The sequence below is a fragment of the Paraburkholderia sp. GAS348 genome (genome assembly GCF_050434205.1).
Lineage (GTDB): Bacteria > Pseudomonadota > Gammaproteobacteria > Burkholderiales > Burkholderiaceae > Paraburkholderia.
Genome location: NZ_JBNPVT010000003.1, coordinates 340,278 through 359,738, shown reverse-complemented (window position 1 = coordinate 359,738; position 19,461 = coordinate 340,278). Strand labels below are relative to the sequence as shown.

At 62.7% G+C, this 19,461-nt stretch carries 19 protein-coding genes; 1 reads left to right on the top strand and 18 read right to left on the bottom strand.

Annotation, left to right across the window (positions count from 1 at the left end; translation table 11 throughout):
• Positions 1 to 13 precede the first annotated feature (13 nt).
• The 16 genes from P3T22_RS07090 to P3T22_RS07015 all read right to left on the bottom strand — a co-directional run bounded on the left by P3T22_RS07090 (position 14) and on the right by P3T22_RS07015 (position 17,815).
• Positions 14 to 982 carry a type II secretion system F family protein gene (locus P3T22_RS07090; protein ID WP_429324606.1) on the bottom strand — a complete coding sequence of 323 codons (969 nt, stop codon included), beginning with the start codon at positions 980 to 982 and terminating at the stop codon, positions 14 to 16.
• 53 nt (positions 983 to 1,035) lie between these two features.
• Positions 1,036 to 2,013, bottom strand: a complete 978-nt coding sequence (locus P3T22_RS07085) for a type II secretion system F family protein (RefSeq protein ID WP_429324605.1) — start codon at positions 2,011 to 2,013, stop codon at positions 1,036 to 1,038.
• 34 nt (positions 2,014 to 2,047) lie between these two features.
• Complete coding sequence (locus P3T22_RS07080) at positions 2,048 to 3,433, bottom strand: CpaF family protein (protein WP_429324604.1); 1,386 nt, start codon at positions 3,431 to 3,433, stop codon at positions 2,048 to 2,050.
• 55 nt (positions 3,434 to 3,488) lie between these two features.
• A complete protein-coding gene (locus P3T22_RS07075; RefSeq protein WP_429324603.1) occupies positions 3,489 to 4,691 on the bottom strand; it encodes an AAA family ATPase in 1,203 nt (400 codons plus the stop codon).
• A gap of 46 nt (positions 4,692 to 4,737) precedes the next feature.
• Entirely contained in the window at positions 4,738 to 5,031 is a 294-nt protein-coding gene (locus tag P3T22_RS07070; protein ID WP_429324602.1) for a hypothetical protein, read from the bottom strand.
• A 23-nt stretch (positions 5,032 to 5,054) separates the two neighbouring features.
• Complete coding sequence (locus tag P3T22_RS07065; protein ID WP_429324601.1) at positions 5,055 to 7,046, bottom strand: type II and III secretion system protein family protein; 1,992 nt, start codon at positions 7,044 to 7,046, stop codon at positions 5,055 to 5,057.
• An 86-nt stretch (positions 7,047 to 7,132) separates the two neighbouring features.
• Positions 7,133 to 7,966, bottom strand: coding sequence for a Flp pilus assembly protein CpaB (gene cpaB / locus P3T22_RS07060; RefSeq protein WP_429324600.1), 834 nt, complete (start codon positions 7,964 to 7,966; stop codon positions 7,133 to 7,135).
• A gap of 36 nt (positions 7,967 to 8,002) precedes the next feature.
• A complete protein-coding gene (locus P3T22_RS07055; protein WP_429324599.1) occupies positions 8,003 to 8,539 on the bottom strand; it encodes an A24 family peptidase in 537 nt (178 codons plus the stop codon).
• Positions 8,540 to 8,675: 136 nt separating this feature from the next.
• A complete protein-coding gene (locus P3T22_RS07050) occupies positions 8,676 to 8,855 on the bottom strand; it encodes a Flp family type IVb pilin (RefSeq protein ID WP_429324598.1) in 180 nt (59 codons plus the stop codon).
• Between the two features lie 1,066 nt (positions 8,856 to 9,921).
• Positions 9,922 to 10,632, bottom strand: coding sequence for an OmpA family protein (locus P3T22_RS07045; RefSeq protein WP_429324597.1), 711 nt, complete (start codon positions 10,630 to 10,632; stop codon positions 9,922 to 9,924).
• Positions 10,633 to 10,716: 84 nt separating this feature from the next.
• Positions 10,717 to 11,481, bottom strand: coding sequence for a flagellar motor protein (locus tag P3T22_RS07040; protein WP_063499803.1), 765 nt, complete (start codon positions 11,479 to 11,481; stop codon positions 10,717 to 10,719).
• 71 nt (positions 11,482 to 11,552) lie between these two features.
• Complete coding sequence (locus P3T22_RS07035) at positions 11,553 to 12,797, bottom strand: Crp/Fnr family transcriptional regulator (protein ID WP_063499804.1); 1,245 nt, start codon at positions 12,795 to 12,797, stop codon at positions 11,553 to 11,555.
• Between the two features lie 247 nt (positions 12,798 to 13,044).
• Positions 13,045 to 13,977: a ribokinase gene (gene rbsK, locus P3T22_RS07030; RefSeq protein WP_429324596.1), complete on the bottom strand. Its 933-nt coding sequence runs from the start codon at positions 13,975 to 13,977 to the stop codon at positions 13,045 to 13,047.
• A gap of 46 nt (positions 13,978 to 14,023) precedes the next feature.
• Positions 14,024 to 15,025, bottom strand: coding sequence for an ABC transporter permease (locus tag P3T22_RS07025; protein WP_063499806.1), 1,002 nt, complete (start codon positions 15,023 to 15,025; stop codon positions 14,024 to 14,026).
• A 3-nt stretch (positions 15,026 to 15,028) separates the two neighbouring features.
• Positions 15,029 to 16,759 carry an ATP-binding cassette domain-containing protein gene (locus tag P3T22_RS07020; protein ID WP_429324595.1) on the bottom strand — a complete coding sequence of 577 codons (1,731 nt, stop codon included), beginning with the start codon at positions 16,757 to 16,759 and terminating at the stop codon, positions 15,029 to 15,031.
• A gap of 81 nt (positions 16,760 to 16,840) precedes the next feature.
• Positions 16,841 to 17,815, bottom strand: a complete 975-nt coding sequence (locus P3T22_RS07015) for a sugar ABC transporter substrate-binding protein (RefSeq protein WP_429324594.1) — start codon at positions 17,813 to 17,815, stop codon at positions 16,841 to 16,843.
• A gap of 130 nt (positions 17,816 to 17,945) precedes the next feature.
• Here P3T22_RS07015 and P3T22_RS07010 point away from each other — a divergent pair, with 130 nt between their 5' ends.
• Positions 17,946 to 18,473 (top strand): LysR family transcriptional regulator, encoded by a 528-nt coding sequence (locus P3T22_RS07010; RefSeq protein WP_429324593.1) that lies wholly within the window; start codon positions 17,946 to 17,948, stop codon positions 18,471 to 18,473.
• On the opposite strand, the gene P3T22_RS07005 is transcribed toward P3T22_RS07010, so the two are convergent.
• Both P3T22_RS07005 and P3T22_RS07000 read right to left on the bottom strand, forming a co-directional pair.
• On the bottom strand, positions 18,384 to 18,755 hold the full coding sequence (locus tag P3T22_RS07005) for a type II toxin-antitoxin system VapC family toxin (RefSeq protein ID WP_063499808.1): 372 nt from the start codon (positions 18,753 to 18,755) through the stop codon (positions 18,384 to 18,386). The genes P3T22_RS07010 and P3T22_RS07005 overlap by 90 nt on opposite strands.
• Positions 18,752 to 18,949, bottom strand: coding sequence for a type II toxin-antitoxin system VapB family antitoxin (locus P3T22_RS07000; RefSeq protein WP_063499809.1), 198 nt, complete (start codon positions 18,947 to 18,949; stop codon positions 18,752 to 18,754). The genes P3T22_RS07005 and P3T22_RS07000 overlap by 4 nt, the downstream gene beginning before the upstream one ends.
• Positions 18,950 to 19,461 lie beyond the last annotated feature (512 nt).

Genomic DNA, 19,461 nt, shown 5'->3' with positions numbered 1-19,461 from the left:
TGCGCTCGGCCGCTCAGCCACCCGACATGGCGGTCATGGTCGGGAACAGCTGACGTACGACCTGGATCACCGAAGGGCCAACCAGCACGGTCAGAAGCGTCGGAAAAATGAAAAACATCAGAGGAAACAGCAGCTTTAACGCGATCTTCGCAGCCTGTTCTTCTGCGCGCAAGCGCCGTTTGGTGCGCAGATTGTCGGTATAAACGCGTAGCGAATCGCCGACGCTGGTGCCGAAGCGGTCTGCCTGGATCAGCATCGCGGCGAGCGTGTCGATATCTTCAACGCCGGTGCGCAGCGACAGGTTGCGCAGCGCTTTGTCGCGCCCCGAGCCGGCACGCAATTCCAGCAGCACCATCTCGAACTCGTCCTTCAGTGCGCGGCTTTTGACGCCGATTTCCTGGGTGACGCGCATCATCGCCGCGTCGATCCCGAGGCCCGCTTCCACGCAGACAGTCATCAGATCGAGCGCGTCAGGCAGGTCTTCGAACAGCTTGCGCTGGCGGCTGTCGATCAGACGCGTGAGCACCAGGTTCGGCAAATAGAAGCCGACCGCCGACACCGCTAGTTCCACCAGCAGCAACACCATCCGCTTGTCGGCATCGAAGCAGTTGCCGAGGAAGATCAGCGCGACGGCCGGCAGCACGAGCGCCAATAGCGTCTTGGCGGAAAAATAGACGGCCGGCGCGGCCGGCGTGCGAATGCCCGCGTTCGCAAAGCGCCGGCGCAGCGCCGACTTGTCCCAGTCGTCTTTCGGAAGCGAAAGCTTGGCGACATGTTCGGATACCTTGGTGACAGTTTCGATCCAGCTCTTCTGTGCACCAGCGTCGCCTTCCGCATCGGCATGATTCATACCGCCGGACTGTCCAATTTCCTCGATACGCCGTTGCACCGGATCGGGCTTCAGCAGCATCATCGCCTTCAGCGCGGCGCCGAACACGATCAGGAACATCACCCCCAGCATGACGATCTGTTCTGTTTTCATGGTCTGCGGGCGGGGCCCGCGCTCCTCTTTTTCGAACCGATGGAATCAGCGGTCTAGATATGAATGCGCACGACCTTGCGCATCCACAAGATGCCCAACAGCATCATCGTGAGCGCGACCGTGGCGAGCTGCACGCCCGCCGGGTCTTTCCAGAACACGCTGATGTAGCCCGGATTGAGCACCGACAACAAGCCGAGAATCGCGAACGGCAGGACGCCGAGAATCCACGCGGACAGACGTCCTTCGGCGGACAGCACGCGCACCTTGCCGAGCAGCTTCAGGCGCTCACGAATGATGCCGCTGATGCTGGCGAGAATCTCCGCCAGATTGCCGCCCGCTTCACGCTGAATCAGCACGGCGATCACGAAGTAGCGCAGATCGTCGACCGGCACGCGGCTCACCATGTTCAGGAGCGCATCGTTCATCGACACGCCGTAGTTGATCTCGTCGAACACCAGCGCGAATTCGCCGCCGAGCGGGTCGGGCAGTTCTTCGCCGACCATGCCGAGCGCGGCGGGAAACGAGTGGCCGGCGCGCAGCGCCCGGGCAATCAGGTCGGCGGCGTCGGGCAACTGGCGTTCGAGTTGCAGCACGCGCTTCGCGCGCTTGCGGCGCAGGATCGTCGCGGGCAGCAGGCCCAGTACCGCCGCCAGAACCGCCGACACCAAAGCGGGCGTATGCATCAGGAAACCCAGCACGGCACCGGCGAGTGCGCACAGCAGCGTATAGGTGGAAAACCGCGCCACCGACCAACGCAACCCGGACTGCTGCAACTGCCGGTCGAGCGCATGCACACGCGGCACGTGCAGCAGCAGCCGCGTAATGAACGGCGATTCGCTCAGGAGTCGCTGCTTGAGGATCGACAGTTGCTCGTCGCTGACATTGCCGCCCGCCGAGAGCGCCCGCAGGCGCTCGTCCATGCGCTTGACGGCCGTGCCATGCCGGCTGCTCCAGAACAGATAGACGGCTTCGATCAGCAGCACGATTGCGAGAAATGCGAGCACCGCAAAACCAATAAACGATGTGTTCATGTCCGTCTCCCCGAAGCCATTGCGCGCTGCATGCTCACACCTCCAGGCGCCGCGCCGGATCGAACATCTGGTCCGGCAGCGTAATGCCGAAGCCTGCCATCCGGTCACAGAACTTCGGCCGTACGCCGGTCGCGCAGAAATGCCCTTTGATCATGCCGTTTTCGTCGACGCCGGTGCGCTTGAAAGTGAAAATCTCCTGCATGTTGATGATGTCGCCTTCCATGCCGGTGACTTCCTGAATGCTCATCAGCTTGCGGCGGCCGTCGGTCAGACGCGAGGCTTGCACCACCACCGTGATCGCGGAGGCGATCTGCTGACGGATTGCTTTGATCGGCATCGTCAGGCCGGCCATGCCGACCATGTTCTCAAGCCGCGTCAGCGCGTCGCGCGGCGTGTTCGCATGCAATGTGGCCATCGAGCCTTCGTGGCCGGTGTTCATCGCGTGCAGCATATCGAGCGCTTCGGCGCCACGCACTTCGCCGAGTACGATACGGTCGGGGCGCATCCGCAGCGCGTTACGCACCAGCGAGCGTTGCGAGATTTCACCCTTGCCTTCAATGTTCGGCGGCCGTGTTTCGAGTCGCAGCACATGCTCCTGACGCATCTGCAATTCGGCCGCGTCCTCGATCGTCACGACGCGTTCGTCGTTCGGAATGAACCCCGACAGGAGATTGAGCAGCGTGGTCTTGCCGCTACCCGTGCCGCCGGAGATCAGCACGTTCAGCTTCGCCTTGATGAGCGCTTCGAGCAGTTGCGCCATCGCGGGCGTAAAACTCTGGTTGTTCACCATGTCGGTGACAGTCAGCGGATTCACCGCGAAGCGGCGAATCGAGACCAGCGGACCGTCGATCGCCGACGGCGGAATGATCGCGTTGACACGGGAACCGTCGGGCAGGCGCGCATCGACCATCGGCGTGGATTCGTCGATCCGGCGCCCCACGCGCGAGACGATGCGCTCGATGATCTTCATCAGATGGGCGTCGTCGTAGAAAGTCACGTCGGTATGTTCGAGGCGGCCGCGCCGCTCCACGTACACGTGCTGCGACGTGTTGACGAGAATGTCGGAGATGGTCGGGTCGTTGAGCAGCGGTTCGAGCGGACCGAGCCCGACCATTTCGTCGTGGACGTCCTGCGCGAGACGGCGGCGCTCGAGTTCGTTCATCGGAATCTTGTCCTCGTCGATGATCCGTTCCACTAGTTGCGCCAGTTCGCGTTTGATCTGTTCGGGCGACAGGCGTTGCAGCTTGTCGAGCTCGACCCGGTCGATGATCGCCTGATGAATGCTCATCTTCAGTTGCTGGTACGCGCGGCGCGCCGCGAGGCTTTCGGCCGCGATGCCAGCTGCCGCCGCGGTGCCGCCGTCCGTGCTGTCGAACGGCACGGTGCCGTTTTGCATCATTAACTGTTCGCGCAATGACATGGTGCTCTCCGCTTTCTTTTCAATGGCAGCCGGGTCTGGTTAGTCCTGGCCCGGTTCAGTGTCCGGCCTTCAGTTGCGGCGGCGAAGTCGGCCGGCCCTGGAACAGCCGGCCGAGCACGCTCTTACGTGCCTCGACGGGCCGCGGCCACAGCATGTCAGCCAGTTGCGCGATGCCTTGAGCGAGCGCGCCGCCCTTCGCCGACGTGACAAGCGGCACGCCGTGGTTGAGCGCCTCGGTGGCCTGCTTTTCGTCGCGCGGCAAGTGATGCGCGATCTTCGCGCCGAGCGTTTCTTCGAGCGTCGGCAGATCGATGCGTGCATTCTTGTCGTACTGGTTGACGATCAACCTCACCTTGTTTGCCGGATAACCGAGTTCCTTGAAGATGTCGAGCATGCGGCGGCCTGCATGCAGATACAGGATGTTCTGCCGCACCACCATGCAGATCGCGTCGCTGTGATCGAGCGCATGAATGGCAAGCGGATTGATGTTCTGGCCGACGTCGATCAGCACCGCGTCGTATTGCTCGCGTACCAGCGTCAGGATCCGCTCCAGATGCGCGGCGCGCAGCTCGCCCGACTTGACCGGGTCGCCCGCACCAGCCAGCACATCGAGGTTCGCATGAACGTGCATCACGCAGGCTTCGAAGAAGGCGGCGTCGAGCCGGTCGATCTGCGCGCACAGGTCGGCGAGTGTCGCCGGCGGAGGTTTGTCGGCGACCAGCAGACTAGCGTCAGCGAACTGCTGGTTCAGATCGATCAGCAGCACGCGCTTGTCACGCTGCGCGGCGAGGGTGTATGCGAGATTCACGGCGATCAGCGTCGTGCCGCTGCCGCCCTTGCACGATGTGAACGAGACCACACGGCCATCACGGCGTACGCCCGCGTGTTTCTTGGCCGAGACATGGGCGAGCGCGTCGACGAGTTCCGCCTCGTCGAGCGGCCAGGACAGTACGTGCCGCACGCCGACGCGCATGGCCGCCATCAAAAGGGTGGTCGAAGGCGCGGACGTCACCAGCATGCAGTGCAGATTCGGCGTGGGAGACAGCGCCTCCTCGACGCTGCTCAGTTCGCGCGGCGTCAGTTCGGCGTCGTCGATGATCAGCAGATCGGCGCTCTTGATCGCCGCGGCGTGCACGCGCAACTGCCTCACGGTGCCGTACAGCGTGTGCAGCCGGAATGCGATGCCGCTTGCTTCGAGACGCGCGGCGATCTGCGGCGCGCGCTCGGCGCTGGACGAAATCAGGAGGGTATCGATCATGGTGAGTCTCCGTTGGCTTGAGCCCGAGCCGCCGGGCTACGCCGTTTCAGTAATTGCTCGACGAACCAATGCCGATCGTGAAGCTGTTGGTCGGCGCGGGCGGCGCCGTGAACGATTTGGCGTAGCTCTTCTGCGCCGCGGCCGCCGCCGTGCCGTCAATGCCCGCTACCGGATCGGTGTTGGCCGAGCCTTGCGGATTGAGCGTCTGCATTTCCTTGATCTGGTTGACCGAGTCGCCGAACGTTGCGTCCCAGTGCGGCGTCGAAGTCAGGCAGCCGGCGAGTGCGGCGCTCAGGCCGGCGCACACGGCGGCACGAATCAGTGTCTTGGTGGATGTCATGTCGATCTCCGATGAGCCGCGATTCAGCGCGCGGCGTGTGAGTCGGCGCCGGCCGCCGATGCCTGGCTGACGAGCGCGGCGTCGTGAGCCGGGTCGGGTTTCACGACCGTAAGCAATTGCGGCGCGCCGCCGTCCGTTGCCGTCGATGGCAGGGCCGGGGTGGCCGCCACCGGAGCCGGCGTATGATCCTCCTGGCCTGGCTTGGGTTGCGTGGGTGACAACGGTTGCGTGGACGTGGGCGGCGTTGCGACAGGCGTGGTCACCACCGGTGCCTGGCTGATTGCCGCGGGCGTGTCAGGCGCGGCCGGTGTCGAGGGCGAATTCGGTGCAACCGGTGCCGAGGCCCCCGCTGCCGGCGCGGCGCGCTTCGTGCCTTCCATATGACCGGTCAGATACACGTTCGCTTCACTGGCATCGCTAAAGCCATCGGTCGGCATCGGATAGTGCTGCGGCAGCGGCTTGGCGAGACGCGGCGTCACGACGAACACCAGTTCGGTCTTGTCCTGCTCGTAGCTGGTGCTGCGAAACAGCGCGCCGAGCACCGGCAGTTCGGCCGCGCCGGGCAGGCCTTTGATCGAGCCGGTCACATTGCTCTTCAGGAGGCCGCCGATCGCGAAGCTCTGCCCGTCGAACACCTGCAGCGTGGTAGAGGCGCGCCGCGTCGTGATCAGCGGCAGGATCGTCGTCGTGTTCGAATTGCCCGCGCTCACCACCACGCCGGTCGACGACAGCTCGGACACTTCCGGCGACACCTTCAGGTTGATGCGGCCGCCTTCGAGCACCGTCGGCGTGAAGGTCAGGCCGACACCGTATTGCTCTTCTTGGAGAACGATCGTCGTGCCGCCCGAGCCGTTGCTTTGCGGTACCGGAATGTAAACCTTGCCGCCCGCGAGGAAGCTCGCTTCCTGCCCGCTGATCGCCATCAGATTCGGCTCGGCGAGGATCTTCACGAGCTGATCGGTTTTCTGCGCGTCGACCGCGAGATTGAGCGGTCGATTGTTCGCTTTCGAAGCGGTCAACGCGCTCAATCCGCCGGACAGGTAATTCGCCAGCAAACCGAAACTCCAGCTGCCGATGCCACCCTGGATGTTGGCCGCGACGCCCAGTTGGTCGATCAGCGTCTTCGATACTTCGGCAACCTTCACTTCGAGCATCACCTGCTGCGGCGCGGCCACACGCATCATGTTGATGATGCGTTCGCCGTTCGCCCCGCCGAGCGACGGCGCCGGCGCCCCCATTGCGCGCGGCGGCGTGCCGATCGGCAGCGGGCCGCTTCCCATCGGCGCACCGCCTTGCAACGCGGTAGTCGGCCGGGCCACGAAGGCGCGTGCCAGTTCCATCACGCGCTCGGCCTTGACTGCATCAGTGACCGTGCCGGTCAGCACCAGCGTATCGGCGGCTGTTTTGACCTGAATGCCAGTTTCCTCCGGCATCAACGCGGCGAGCGTCTGTTGCAGCCCGCCCGGGTCCGCGCCGACGCTCACGTCAATGATCGTGCAGGAGCCGCTTCGGCCCTGCACGATCATGTTGGTAGTGCCGACGTCCGACCCGAGCAGATAAAGCGTTTGCGGCGACACCAGCATCGCCTGCACGATGGAAGGATTGCCGACGGTGCGGCTGCGCACGGGTTCGCGCACGTCGACCATCGCCGACTTGCCGACCGGGATCGTGACCGAGCTATGTTCGGCGACCGGGCCGCTGCAGTTGGGTCCGCGGCTGGCTTGCGCCGCGCCGCCGGAAGATGCAGCGCCGCCCATGCTTGTGGCGGCGATGGTCAGATGCACGGCTCCGTTTGACGCCACGCTGAGCGGCATGTCCGGCAGGACGGGCACGTTGTCTGCCGCATTCTGGCCGGCCGCTTGCGCCACCGGCAGCATCGACAGATACAGTCCGACCACCACGCAGGTGCAAGCTCCGGCGATCCGGGTCCGGCCGCGTGGCGAGCACGAATTCGCTTTGTGCGGGCCGAGCGGGTCCTGCGGCGCGCGAGCGCGCTGATTGGTTCTGGCGTTCATGTCCTACCCCCGTTATGTGCCGCTTTTTTACGTGCTGTACCTGGAGGTCAGTCACGCATCGGTCACGGCTTGCAGGCTAAGGCCTGTCAAAAACATTCTTGTCTCACGTCCGAGCCGTCGAGCACGCGCACGCAGTTGCCCGGTGCGCGTACCGCCACTTTCCGTACGATGTGCACCGGTTTCGGTTCAGACGCAGCGACCACGGCAACTGGCATCTTCAGCAGCGTTGCCTTGGTCGCGCCGGCGGTGTCGATCGCCTGCGGATCGATCTGGTTGCGCAACACCAGCGAGAGCGTGCCGATGCTGCGCGCCAGGTCGATCTTCTCGGCCTGTTCCGGCGACACTTCGAGCGTCACCGCATCGACCACCTTCGGTTTGGTTTCGTCGCGGCCGACTTCCTGTGCGACGGCCAGCACGAGAATCTTTTCGAGCACGATCTTCGAGATGTTCTGGTCGCGCTGAGCGCCGGGATCGCGAGTGTCTTTCTGCGTGTTGACGATGATGTCGACGTAGTTGCCCGGCAGCGCGAAGCCCGCTACGCCGATCACGTCGTTCACGCGCACCGTGATGGCCCGCTTGCCTTCGCCAATCACCGCCGACAAGCCGCCGAGCGTGCCGACCGGCGTCAGCTTCGCTTCGACGATCGGCTCGCCGTGCAGCAGGCTTTCTTTGAGCACGCGGCCGTCGAGTTTCTGGACGTCGGTGAACGCACCCGGCGGCACGCTGTTCGACGGCCAGTCGGTGAGCTTCAGAAAGTCAGGTCCAATCCGTTGACCCAGATTGATATCGGTTGCGGCCACCACTACCTTGGTGGTGGCATTCGACGCCTGCGAGACCATCCACCGCGAAGCGAACACGACCGCGGTTAGGCCGGCCAGCGTCGCGATCAGCAGCATCGTTACAGCGCGCGCGTTTTTCATTTTCAACCCCCGATTTTTTTGGCCTGCTGGTCTGCGTCACACGCTGTAGAACAACACGAGTGCGCTGCCTATTGCAATGGCCACTCCGTATGGCATGGACCCCGTCGCACTACTTTCGGCCACACTGCCTTGCCGCTGCATTGCGCCGTTCCCCGGCGTCGTGCAACTCATCAGCAATGCCGCCGCCCCGCTCAGTCCGGCGCGCATCTGGCGCCGCCGGAACAATATCGTCAGCGACCCGATCCCGCCGATCACGCAGGTCGCCAACCCAATCTCGAGTGCGCCGTAAGCGCCGCAGAAAGCGCCGATCGCTGCCATCAGCTTCACGTCGCCCGCGCCCATCAGCCGCATCGCGTAGCCCGGCAGGAAAAACACGCCGCCCACGAGCATGCCGCCCAACCACATCTGCATTCCGTCGATAACGCCTTGCGTGAACCATTGCGCCGGTATCGCCACGATCAATCCTGTCGCTACCAACCAGTTAGGAATCCGGCGTGTTTGCATGTCCCACAAAGCCGCGAGGAGAGCCAACGTCATCACGCACGGCCCAACCGGAAAAGGAACCCCGTTCATTGTCTGCTCCGTTTCAATGATCGAATTGCCCTTCTGGAGTCGTTTCTTTTAAGCGTGAGGGCCGTCGCTACCCTGTTTCGAAAGACCGTCGAAACAGGGCGGGCGATCGGGTATGCGCTTGTTGCTGCGTGATGCGTCAGGCCGGGGCGGTGATGTTCAATGCCGTCGAAACGTACCCAAACACGGCGTTGAGTCGACCACCCAGGGTCGTCACAGTCGCAATGATCGCCACCGCAATCAGCCCGGCCAGCAGGCCATATTCGATCGCTGCAACACCGTCTTCTTCGCGCAGGAATTGTTGGATCGTGTTCTTCATGCTAACCCCCGTAAGAGTGAAAGTTGACTTCGGTTTGTACCGTCACAGCTGCCTGAAAACAGGTCCACTGGCGCGGCTTTCAAGGTCCGCCCTTAGAGACGGAAAAAGTGGCGAGGTCAGCGCTTCACGTCGTCCCGATCGCGAATGGCCGATACCCCGTATCGATCAATCGCGCCGTGCTTGCTCGACATCCGTTTTCGTTGGCCCCGCCGCACCTCGTAAAGCGCGTTGAACTCCCCGACGCGTTTTACGAAGACTTTTGCTGCTGCTGGGATGTGCTCTGTGCTGCCACTCGTTTTCTGCTTCCCGGCTGCAACGTGTTTCGCTTTGTGACTCGCTTATTGCACGGGCTGTGCCAGGTGCCTTCAACGCCTTGCCAGGCGGTGATGAGCGATTCGTCATACCCTGCCGCAAGGGGGGTCGCATCGCACGTTGATTCGCGTCTGATACACCGTGGATGGCCGTCGCTGCGGATGGCCGCCATGTGCCTCGCGTCATTTCCGGAGGGCGGGAAAACCCTTGGCCACAAGGACTGGTAATGATTTGACGAATGCTCAGGTCAAATATGCCGAACCGTAAATCAATGAGGGAGCTTTTTCAGTTCGCGGACCGGACTGTCGCAAGTTTGAGACGGCGAGCCGTCGTTTTGTCCGATGTGTCGCAGAGTCGACGCGGCCGGCGCTTACATCGCTATGTGCGCTGGCCCGCACTACGCGGATTGACGGAGGATTTATGAATCGCTTGAACGTGTGACAAGCGGCGCACCGCGTGCATTTTTTTGAGTGGCGCACGCGATGCGCCCGCTTCGCCTCGCATTAAGCGCCGCGCCTTACTGGTAGCGCGCCACGCGGCGAAACGGTGTGTTTCAAGCGATATTGTTTTGCGAGCGGCCGACAGAAAAGCATCGCGCCTCGCACGTCACATGGCACCGTGGATGCTCGCGAAGCATATGGCGTCCGGCTTGGTTCACCGCTGCATGAGAAGCCGCGTGAACTGACCTGTTTTGATTCATGTGGACGGCAGAGAGACACGTGTTGATTCGCAGCGAGCTCACTCTTCTCGCGCCTCAATATTCCACAAGAATAGTGACGCGGCGATTCGCAGCTCGCGCTGCCGCATCGTCGCCGATGATCAGCGGAAAGTTGTCCGCCCTGCCGATAGCGGCCATTCTGTGAGGTTCGATTCCCTTATCGGCAAAGAATCGAACCACGGCACCGGCGCGTGCCGACGACAGTTCCCAGTTGGATTCGTACTTCGCGGTCGATATCGGCACACTGTCCGTGTGTCCCTCGACGAGGATATTGTTTTTCGAACGGTCGCGCAGTACCCCGGCGATCTGATCCAACACCCCGAAAGATTCCGGCAACAAATGCGCGTCGCCCGAGTTGAAGAGCACTTTCGCGTTGATGGCGATTTCCACACCCTGTGAGGCATTCGAAATCGTGATCTGGCGGTTGTCCTGAAGCGGCGCCAGCAACGAAAGAAGCTGCCGCCTCGCGGCATCGGGCACGCCAGCCACGGCGACTGGCGCGCGAGCGCTGCCGGCAGGCGTCTGCCCGTTCACCTCGCGGTGCGCGAGCGCCTTTACTTCGAGCTCGCGGTTTTTCGCCAACTGCAGCACGTAAAGCGCGAGGAACAGCACCATCAGCGTGGTGATGAGGTCCGCATAGGAAATCAGCCAGCGCCCGGACTGCGCCTCGCCGTCGCCGTCGTGGTCGTCGTGCTGATAGCCGGTTCTGTCCGCCGCAAGGCGCTTGTTACCCGAAGAGGTGCTCATGCTCGAAACGTCTGCTTCCGAATTGCGTTTGAATGGGCGCCTGGCGCGCTGCCGCCAACCGCTCGAGGCCGGCTTCGAGGCCGCTTAGCCCAGCAACTCAGCCGATCTTTCCCGGATGTCGCCCGCCAGCCGGGTTTCGATCGTGTGGGGCGACTCCTTGCGCGAAATCGCGAGCAAGCCATCGAGGTATAAGCGTCTAAAGCGCAATTCGCTATCCACCTGCGCCCTGATCTTTCCGTACAACGGCAGAAAGACCAGATTCGCCAACGCGAGACCGTACAGGGTCGCGACAAACGCGACGGCAATACCTTGCCCGAGTTGCGCCGGCTCGAGCATATGGCCGGTCACCTGGATCAGGCCAAGCACCGCGCCCAGAATGCCGAACGTCGGCGCATAGCCACCCGCCTGCTGCCAGATCCGCGCGGCCGCCATGTGATTGCGCTCATAGGCATCCAGTTCCCGTTGCAAGGCGTCTTCGAGCACGGCAGTCGAGACCCCGTTGGCCAGCAGCTCCAGGCCTCGTTTGGCAAACGGATTGATGCCGGCAGCCTCGATCGACTCGAACACGAGCATGCCGTTCAGCTTCGCCTGATCGCCCCACTCGAGCAGGACCGACAAGCTTTCCCGGTCGACCTGCCGCGCTTTCACAAAGGCGAGCCGCAGTTGCTTCACGCCGTCATAAAACCTGGCCCACGTGTTCTGGATCATCACCGCACCAAAGGTGCCGCCCAAAACGATCACGAACGCCTCCAGCTGAAACAGCGAGGTGAAGTGCCCGCCCTCGAGCGAAAATCCGGCCACGATGGCCGTCACGCCAAACAGGGCGCCAAATAGCGTCAAAAGATCCATACATCCTCTCGAATGGCTGCCCCGGTCATCGGACCGGACCTGAACGCGGCCTGTTGTCCGACCACCAGGCGTCAGACATCCACATTGGAAAGCGGCGCCGCAGAGGCGGCCGACGATTTGATCGCGCGTACGGTCTCGATGAATCGCTCTTCGATCTCGGCAATCTCGAGCGGATCGATCTTGATTTCACGACGCATGACCCACGACACCTCCTTCTTTCGCGCCTCGGTCATCACCGAGAACAAACGATCGGCGACCGGCTCGCCCGTCACCGCGGCGAGCAATTTTGCGAGGTCATAGGTGTCGAAGGCGCTCACGGCTTCGAACAAGGTTCGCTGGTCGACAAACTCCAGGTCGGCCAGAGACTTGATTTCGCTTGTGCCACGAGGATTGCGCCGGGAAAAATACGTGATGCCCTTTTCCTCGACGTAGTTCAGTACCCGGGTCTTGCGAAACGCGAAGATGTCTTCCGCAATTTCCCCATTCGAGAGCTTGTTGAGAATCAGATTCTTCTCGACGCCGATCAGCGCTTCCAGGTCCGCGAGCTCGATCAGTTCCAGTTCGCTATTGATCGAGACATCGAGATCGTGGTCCGCCACCTGCTGCGCCCGTTCCGTGATCCGCACGGGATCGAAGGTCACGAGCTGCCGCCCGGCTGCGCCGTCTTGCGTCGAATAGCGCGCAGACATCGTGCTGACGCGATCGGAGCGGCCCGGTTCGAGCGTCACGAGGTTGAGCTTTTCCATGCGCTTGAGCATCGCCATCACATGCGGACGGGAATGGCCCGCAATCGCATGGCACTTCTTGATGACTTCAGGCAGGGGCAGCGAGAATTCCTCCCCTTGAGCGCGACGCGTGCGTCCGTCCACCCGGTCTGCGTTCTCAGTGCCTGCCATCAGCGACAGAACATGCGCGTACGAGAGAACACCTGGCAGAAAATCGGCATGCGTATTGGTGGCGAGGATATCGTCCTTCTTCTTCACGCGGCGGATCATGGTGCGCACGATATGGCGCAGCAGCGGCGATACGCGTTCGAGCTCCTCTTCCACGACGCTTGCCGCGATCACGGTCAACTGACAGAAGCTAATGGCTTTCGCGGTGTGTGCGCGCGGTTCGGCCGGCAACAAGGACACTTCGCCAAAAAACTCGCCCTTTCCCAGCGTGGCGAGAATGACCTTTTTGTCGTCGCATTGAGTGGAGATTTCGACTTTGCCGTCTGCGATCACGTAGATGACGGCATCGCCTGCGAAGCCTTCCGAATAGATGACTTCGCCCGGAGCCGCTGCGCGCGACCATGGCGATCGTTGGTGATTCAAGATTCATTCCCCCGAAGAGCTATTGCATCGTTCATCCCATCCCTTCGTGAGGCACGAATATGTCCGATGGTCCCGACCTATTGGACTGGATAACGACATGCAGAACGCAAATCTTTAACCTTCTCAATCGTCAGACGTATCGCTCAATGCAGAAATCGCACGGCTCGCCGCGCAGTGCTGCGATTTCAGTTCGAATCTGTTCGATCCGGGCCGGGTCTGAGCCGGACCTCGGCCCTATGACAGATTCTCAGGCTGCGCGGTCGACTTCCGCGCGAGTCGGGATCGACGGCTGAGCACCCGCGCGCGTGACGGAAATCGAAGCCGCGCGTTGTGCAAGGCTGATCGCGCCTTCCAGCGGTTGCCGGGCGGCGAGTTGGGCGGCAAAGACACCGATAAAGGTATCGCCGGCCGCGGTCGTATCGACCGCCCGCACCTGCGGCGCGGCAAAATGCGTGCCTTCGCCGCCTTCCGGCAACAGGTAAGCGCCTTGCGCACCGAGCGTGACAATCACGTTGCGGGCGCCGCCGCGTTGCAGTTCCAGCGCCGCCCTTCTCGCGCCGCTTTGCGATTCGACCGGCAGGCCGGCGAGTATCGCGGCCTCGACCTCGTTCGGCACAAGATAGTCGACGAGCGGCAGCCATTCCGCGGGCAGCGGGCCGGTTGCCGGCGCCGGGTTCAGCACGGTGATCTTGCCCAGCCGCCGTGCGAGCGCGAGGGTTGCGTGGACGGAATCCCACGGCGTTTCCAGTTGGCAGACCACGACGTCGCTGACCTTGATCGCCGCTTCGTGGCGCGCGACGTTCTCAGGCGTGAGTTCGCCGTTACTGCCCGCGACCACCACGATCGTGTTCTGCCCGTCGTCCGACACCGTCACCATCGCCACGCCGGTAGGCTGGGCCGGGTCGACGTCAATACCCGCGCAGTCGATACCCTCCGCTTCCAGATCCTGGACCCGCTGGGCGCCGTTCGCATCTTTCCCCACGCGGCCAACCATCGCCACGCGCGCGCCGATGCGAGCGGCCGCTACGGCCTGGTTGCCACCCTTGCCGCCGGCAACCTGCGAGAACTCATGTCCGCCGATCGTCTCGCCGGCCCGCGGCAAATGCGGGGCACGGGCGACCAGGTCGGTATTGATGCTGCCCACCACGAGTACGCGGCCCTGCTTCGCTTCTTTCGACACGTTCACTCTCCTGCTGACCATCTACGCATGGTCCATATTGGTCAATTTATGCGGCGCGGCGCCGGCTTCTATATGTATCCAGCACGACAGCCACGACAATGACCGCCCCCGTGATGATGCGCTTGGTCGGCTCGGTCGCCCCGATCTGGGCGAGGCCTGCGGCCAGCACCGAGATGATCAACACGCCAAAGAACGTGCTGATCACCGAGCCGCGCCCGCCCATCAAACTCGTTCCGCCGATCACGACGGCCGCGATCACCTGCAATTCGATGCCCGAGCCGGCATTCGGGTCCGCTGCCTCGAGCCGCGAAATCTGGAACAGGGACGCGAGGCCGGCTAACAGGCCCATCATCGCGAAAACGGCAATCTTGTAGGGCCGCGGGTTGACGCCCGCGAGACGCACCGCTTCCTCGTTTGTGCCGATGCCGATCAGATAGCGCCCGAACACCGTGCGGGTCAGTACCAACTGCGCCGCGACCATCACGACGACGGCAATCAGGAACGCGGGAGAAATGCCGAACGCAATCGGGTTGGACAGGAAATCGAACGCATCGCCAATGTAGGCCGTGCGGGAGTTGGTCATCTGGTACGCAAGACCACGGGCCGCCTCGAGCACGCCGAGCGACACGATGAACGAAGGAATCCGCCAGGCCACGGTAATCGCGCCGGTCACGCAGCCCGTCAAGGCCGCCCCCGCCATGCCGAGCAAGGCCGCGGGCAACGCCGGCCAGTGCCACTGCAAGGCCGCGACGCTCGTGAGCGCCGCGCCGAGCGCCAGCACGGAGCCGACCGACAGGTCGATCCCGGCGATGATAAGCACGAAGGTCATGCCGACCGACATCACGACCAGATCGGGAATCTGGTTCGCGATCGTGCTGAAGGTGTCGTAGCTCAGGAAGTGCGAACTCAGCAGCGAGAACAGGACGATCATCCCGAGCAACGCGCCGAGCAGGCCGAGGTAGTTCGAGAATCCAAGACGCGTGCCGATCGGCTTCGCGTCTTTGGGCGGTTCGTTCTGCAACGTAGGCAGGCTGGTTGGTGCGGTCATGCTTCAATCCTCCACAGATTTTTCGTCGGGCGCCGGTGCACCGGGCGCCTTTTCACTGGGCGATTTTTCGTCGGGAGCCGCTGCGTCGGGTGCCTTTTCACTGGGCGCCTTTGCATCGAGCGCCGCTGCACCGGGCGCTTTCGCGTGGGGCGCCCGTGCGTCGGGTTCGATCGGATCGTGCAGCAGCGCGTCACGTTTCGTGTAGCCCGCGAACGCCGCTGCCAGCAGCGCGTCCTGTGTCCAGCTTCCGCGCTCGAACATGCCGGTCATCCGTCCTGCCGACATCACCCCAATCCGGTCGCAAATCGACATCAACTCGCGCAGATCGCTCGACACCACCACCAACGCGCGGCCTTCCCGCGCGAGCGCACCCATCAAGGCATAGATATCGAACTTCGCGCCGACGTCGATGCCGCGCGTCGGTTCGTCGAACAGCAGCACCGTGCAATCGCGCGCGAGCCAGCGCCCGATCACCACCTTCTGCTGGTTCCCGCCCGAGAGTTCGGACACCGGTTGCGACGGCCCCGCGCTACGGATGCTCATCGCATCGATCTGTTTGCGCGCCAGCGCCGCCTCGCGACGGCCGTCCACCACGCCGTTCTTCGACACCGCGCGCAGATGGCCGAGCGAGATATTGGCCGCAATAGGCTGCGTCAGCAGGAGGCCCTCGCCTTTGCGGTCCTCCGTAATCAGCGCGATGCCGTTCTTCACCGCGTCCGTTGGCGACGAAACCTTCACCGGCGCAAGCGGCCCGCCGCCATGCGCGATCGCCACCGTACCGGCATCCGCGCGGTCGGCCCCGTAGATGAGCCGCATCAATTCCGTGCGGCCCGCGCCGATCAAACCGCTGATGCCGAAAATTTCGCCGGCCTTCACTTCGAAAGACACCTCGCGCACGGCCGGCTCGCGGGTCATGCCCGTGACCTTGAGCGCCACGTCGCCAATGCGCCGCTCGCCGAGATCGATCCGCTCGCCGATATCGCGCCCCACCATCAGCGTGACCAGACGGTCGGCCGGGAGATTGGCCATCTCGTCGACATGCACGAGCCGCCCGTCGCGCAGCACGGCAGCGCGCCCCGCGATACGCTTCAACTCTTCCAGTCTGTGCGAGATGTACACCAAGGCCACGCCGCGCGCCTTGAGCCGTTCGACCTGCTCGAACAGCAGGTCCACCTCGCGGGCGGTCAGCATTGCCGTGGGTTCGTCGAGGATCAGCACGCGGCAATCGCCGATCAGATTGCGCGCGATCTCGACCATCTGCTGATGCCCGATGCCCAGCGTGCCCACCAGCGTGTCAGGGTGGATCGCGTCGAGCCCGACTTGCGCCATGGCGTGCCGGGCGTCCTCGCGCAGTTTGGCGCGGTCGATCCAGCCGAACATGCCGCGCTGCGGCAAGCGGTTCAGGAACAGATTCTCCGCCACCGAGAGGGTCGGCAGCAGGTTCAACTCCTGCATGACCATGCGCACGCCGAGCGCCTCGGCGTCCTTGCGGCTGGCCGGCGTGTAGGCAGCGCCGCCGAGCGTCATCGAACCGGTAGTCGGCGGAACGAGACCGCCGACGATCTTGGACAAGGTGCTCTTGCCCGCGCCGTTTTCGCCGGTCAGCGCCAGCACCTCGCCCGCGTGCAATTCCAGCGAGATATCGGCGAGCACCGGCCCCGCGTAGGTCTTGCCGATGCCGCGAACACTCAACACGGGCGGGACATCGGCCAAGGACAGGAAGGGAGTGGACATCAGATTGATAAAGCCAGACAAAGATCAGGCGGCGCGGCCCGCGTGCGACATGAACAACAAGGGCCACGCGCTATGCCAGTCTTACTTGGTGACCAGATCGACAGGCGTTTCGACGACGCCCGACAATTCCGACTGTTTCTTGTGCTCAGCCAGTGCCTTCAAAGCCGTGTCGATACCGAACACGGCCTGCCTGGCGGCGTACTGATTCGCTGTGGCGAGAACGCGGCCATCGGCGAGCATCGGCTTGATCGCATTGATGTCGTCGTAGCCCACCACCTGCACCTTGCCGGCCTTGCCCGCCGCGCGCACGGCCGATACCGCGCCGATTGCCATGTTGTCATTGCCGCACAGCAGCGCCTTGACGTCCGGGTTCGCATTGAGAATCTGGCTCGCTACAGCGTTGCCCTTGTCGATTTCCCACTCACCCGACTGCAGCGACACGACCTTCATGCCGCCCGCCGCCATGGCCTGCCTGAAGCCGGCCGAGCGTTGCTGCGCGTTGGTGGTGGTCGAGACGCCTTCGATAATGGCGACGTTGTCGCCCGACTTCAGATGCCTGGCCAGGTAGTCGCCCACCTTCAATGCGCCCTTGGCGTTATCCGGCCCGACGAACGGGATGTTGAGGTCTTTCGACTTGAGCACATCCGGATCCAGCTTGTTGTCGATATTGACCACGATAATGCCGGCGTCGACCGCCTTCTTGAGCACCGGCACCAGCGCCTTGGAATCGGCCGGGGCGATCACGAGTGCGTCGACCTTCGACACGATCATCTGCTCGACGATGCGAATCTGGTTAGCCGTATCCGTTTCGTCCTTGATACCGTTCGTGACGAGATCGAATTTCGTGGGGTTCTGCTTCTGATAATCCTTGGCGCCGGTTTCCATGGTCAGGAAAAACTCGTTCGCCAACGACTTCATCACCAGCGCGACTTTCGGCTTGTGAGCGGCCTGGGTGGCTTGGGCGAACGCAGTGGGCATCGGCAGAATCGACACTGCGAGGAAGGCTGCGCTGGCTACGATGGCGCGACGCCGCGCCGGCTGGAAATGACGAATCATCGATGTCTCCGTATCGCTCGTTCGGTCTACGTATTGATAGCCGTTGAGTCGTGTGATGGGTCAGGTCGCCACACTTGCCGCCAGCTGCCGATGAAACCCTCGGGTTTCTCCGCCAGATGCCGGGACGAGTATGGCCAGGTCCAATGCTATCCTCGCCATCCACGTTATGCTATGCCCAATTTCAAAATCGAGCGTTTCAAAAATGGAACACGTAGACTGGGACGACTTGCGGATTCTGGTGGAGATCGCGCGCGGCGGGACTATGCGAGCCGCTGCGGCGGCATGTGATCTGAGCGCGCCGACCTTGTCGCGCCGCCTGATCGAGCTTGAACGGCGGCTGGGCGAGCCGCTCATCGACCGGGTGCCGTCAGGCTGCACCGTGACGGCATTTGGCGCGCGCGTGCTGGCCTGGGCCGAACAGATGGAAGATCTCGCCCACCAGATCGAGCGCGCCGCGGACGTTACCGGCAGTATTGCGGAGATATTCCGTCAGACCGGGGCCGGGGCTCAGTCGCTCGCGATGGTCCGGCAGCTTGATCGGGCATCGGCAAAACCGCCTTTCCGTTATCTAATGCGCGAGCACCGCGCCGAGATTGAGTTCATCGGCAACCTTCTTCAACCGCTTGTCGCGTGTCCAGAGAGTGGTGCCGGGCTGTAGGCGCACGGATGCCAACAGCGATGTATCGACATATCCGATTCCGCGATTGAACAAGCCTTCGCGCTCGATCAGATAAAACGTCTCCTCCGGCGTTGCAACTGGCGCGCGCGGCAGATCGAGCAACGCGCCAAGCACGACGTCACGGTCACGCAGACTACCGAGCGAAATCTCGCCTATCACATAGGGATGAGCCAGCACGCGCTCCTCGGCAAGCAGGCTAATCAGCATGGAATCAGAGGCGTTGATATGGTCAATCCAGACCGACGTGTCGACAAGAATCATTCGACGTCCTGCCGGCGACGCGGCGCGCCCTTGATGCCCGGTTGGCTACCGCCGAGATTCGCGAGTCGTTTCGCGGCTTCACGCTGGATCAAAGCCTTTAGCGCTTCACGCACGAGTGCCGTTTTTTCCTCCACGCCTGTATAGGCTTGAGCCTTGGCGATCAAGTCGTCATCAAGCGAAATAGTCGTGCGCATGGGAATCTCCGCAAATATTAGCACCAATAATAGCATCGTTTGATGCCTAAAATGGTGCATTTCGGCGTTTCGCGATGAGCGCGTTTTGCCGCAACATTCCGGCGTGAACAGATAGTCGATAAGTGCGTCCTGGCCGTCAGGTGCGAAATTGAGCGCCCAGTCCTGATCCAGCAGATGATGAATCGAACGGCAGCGCTGACGCGGATGTAAATCTGTCGCGAAAGATCACTTAAGTCTTCAATTAGCTTTCAAACGAACCAGGACTTTCCCGAAGTTCCGTTGCTCGACCTTGCACCCCACCACCTCCGCCAAGCCCCGCCACGTATGACTCGCCGCCCTCGTGGCGGCTTCAGCACGTCAACTTCCGGCCCGATCGTTTTCTTGACGAGCGTCCCCATGCCTGCTGTACTAAATCAACTAAAGTGATTTAAGCAGCCGGCTTCGGACTGACTCGAAATCGCTACAGGTTCCAAACCAGATTGCAAGCAGGTGCAAGCAGGTGGCAAGCGCGC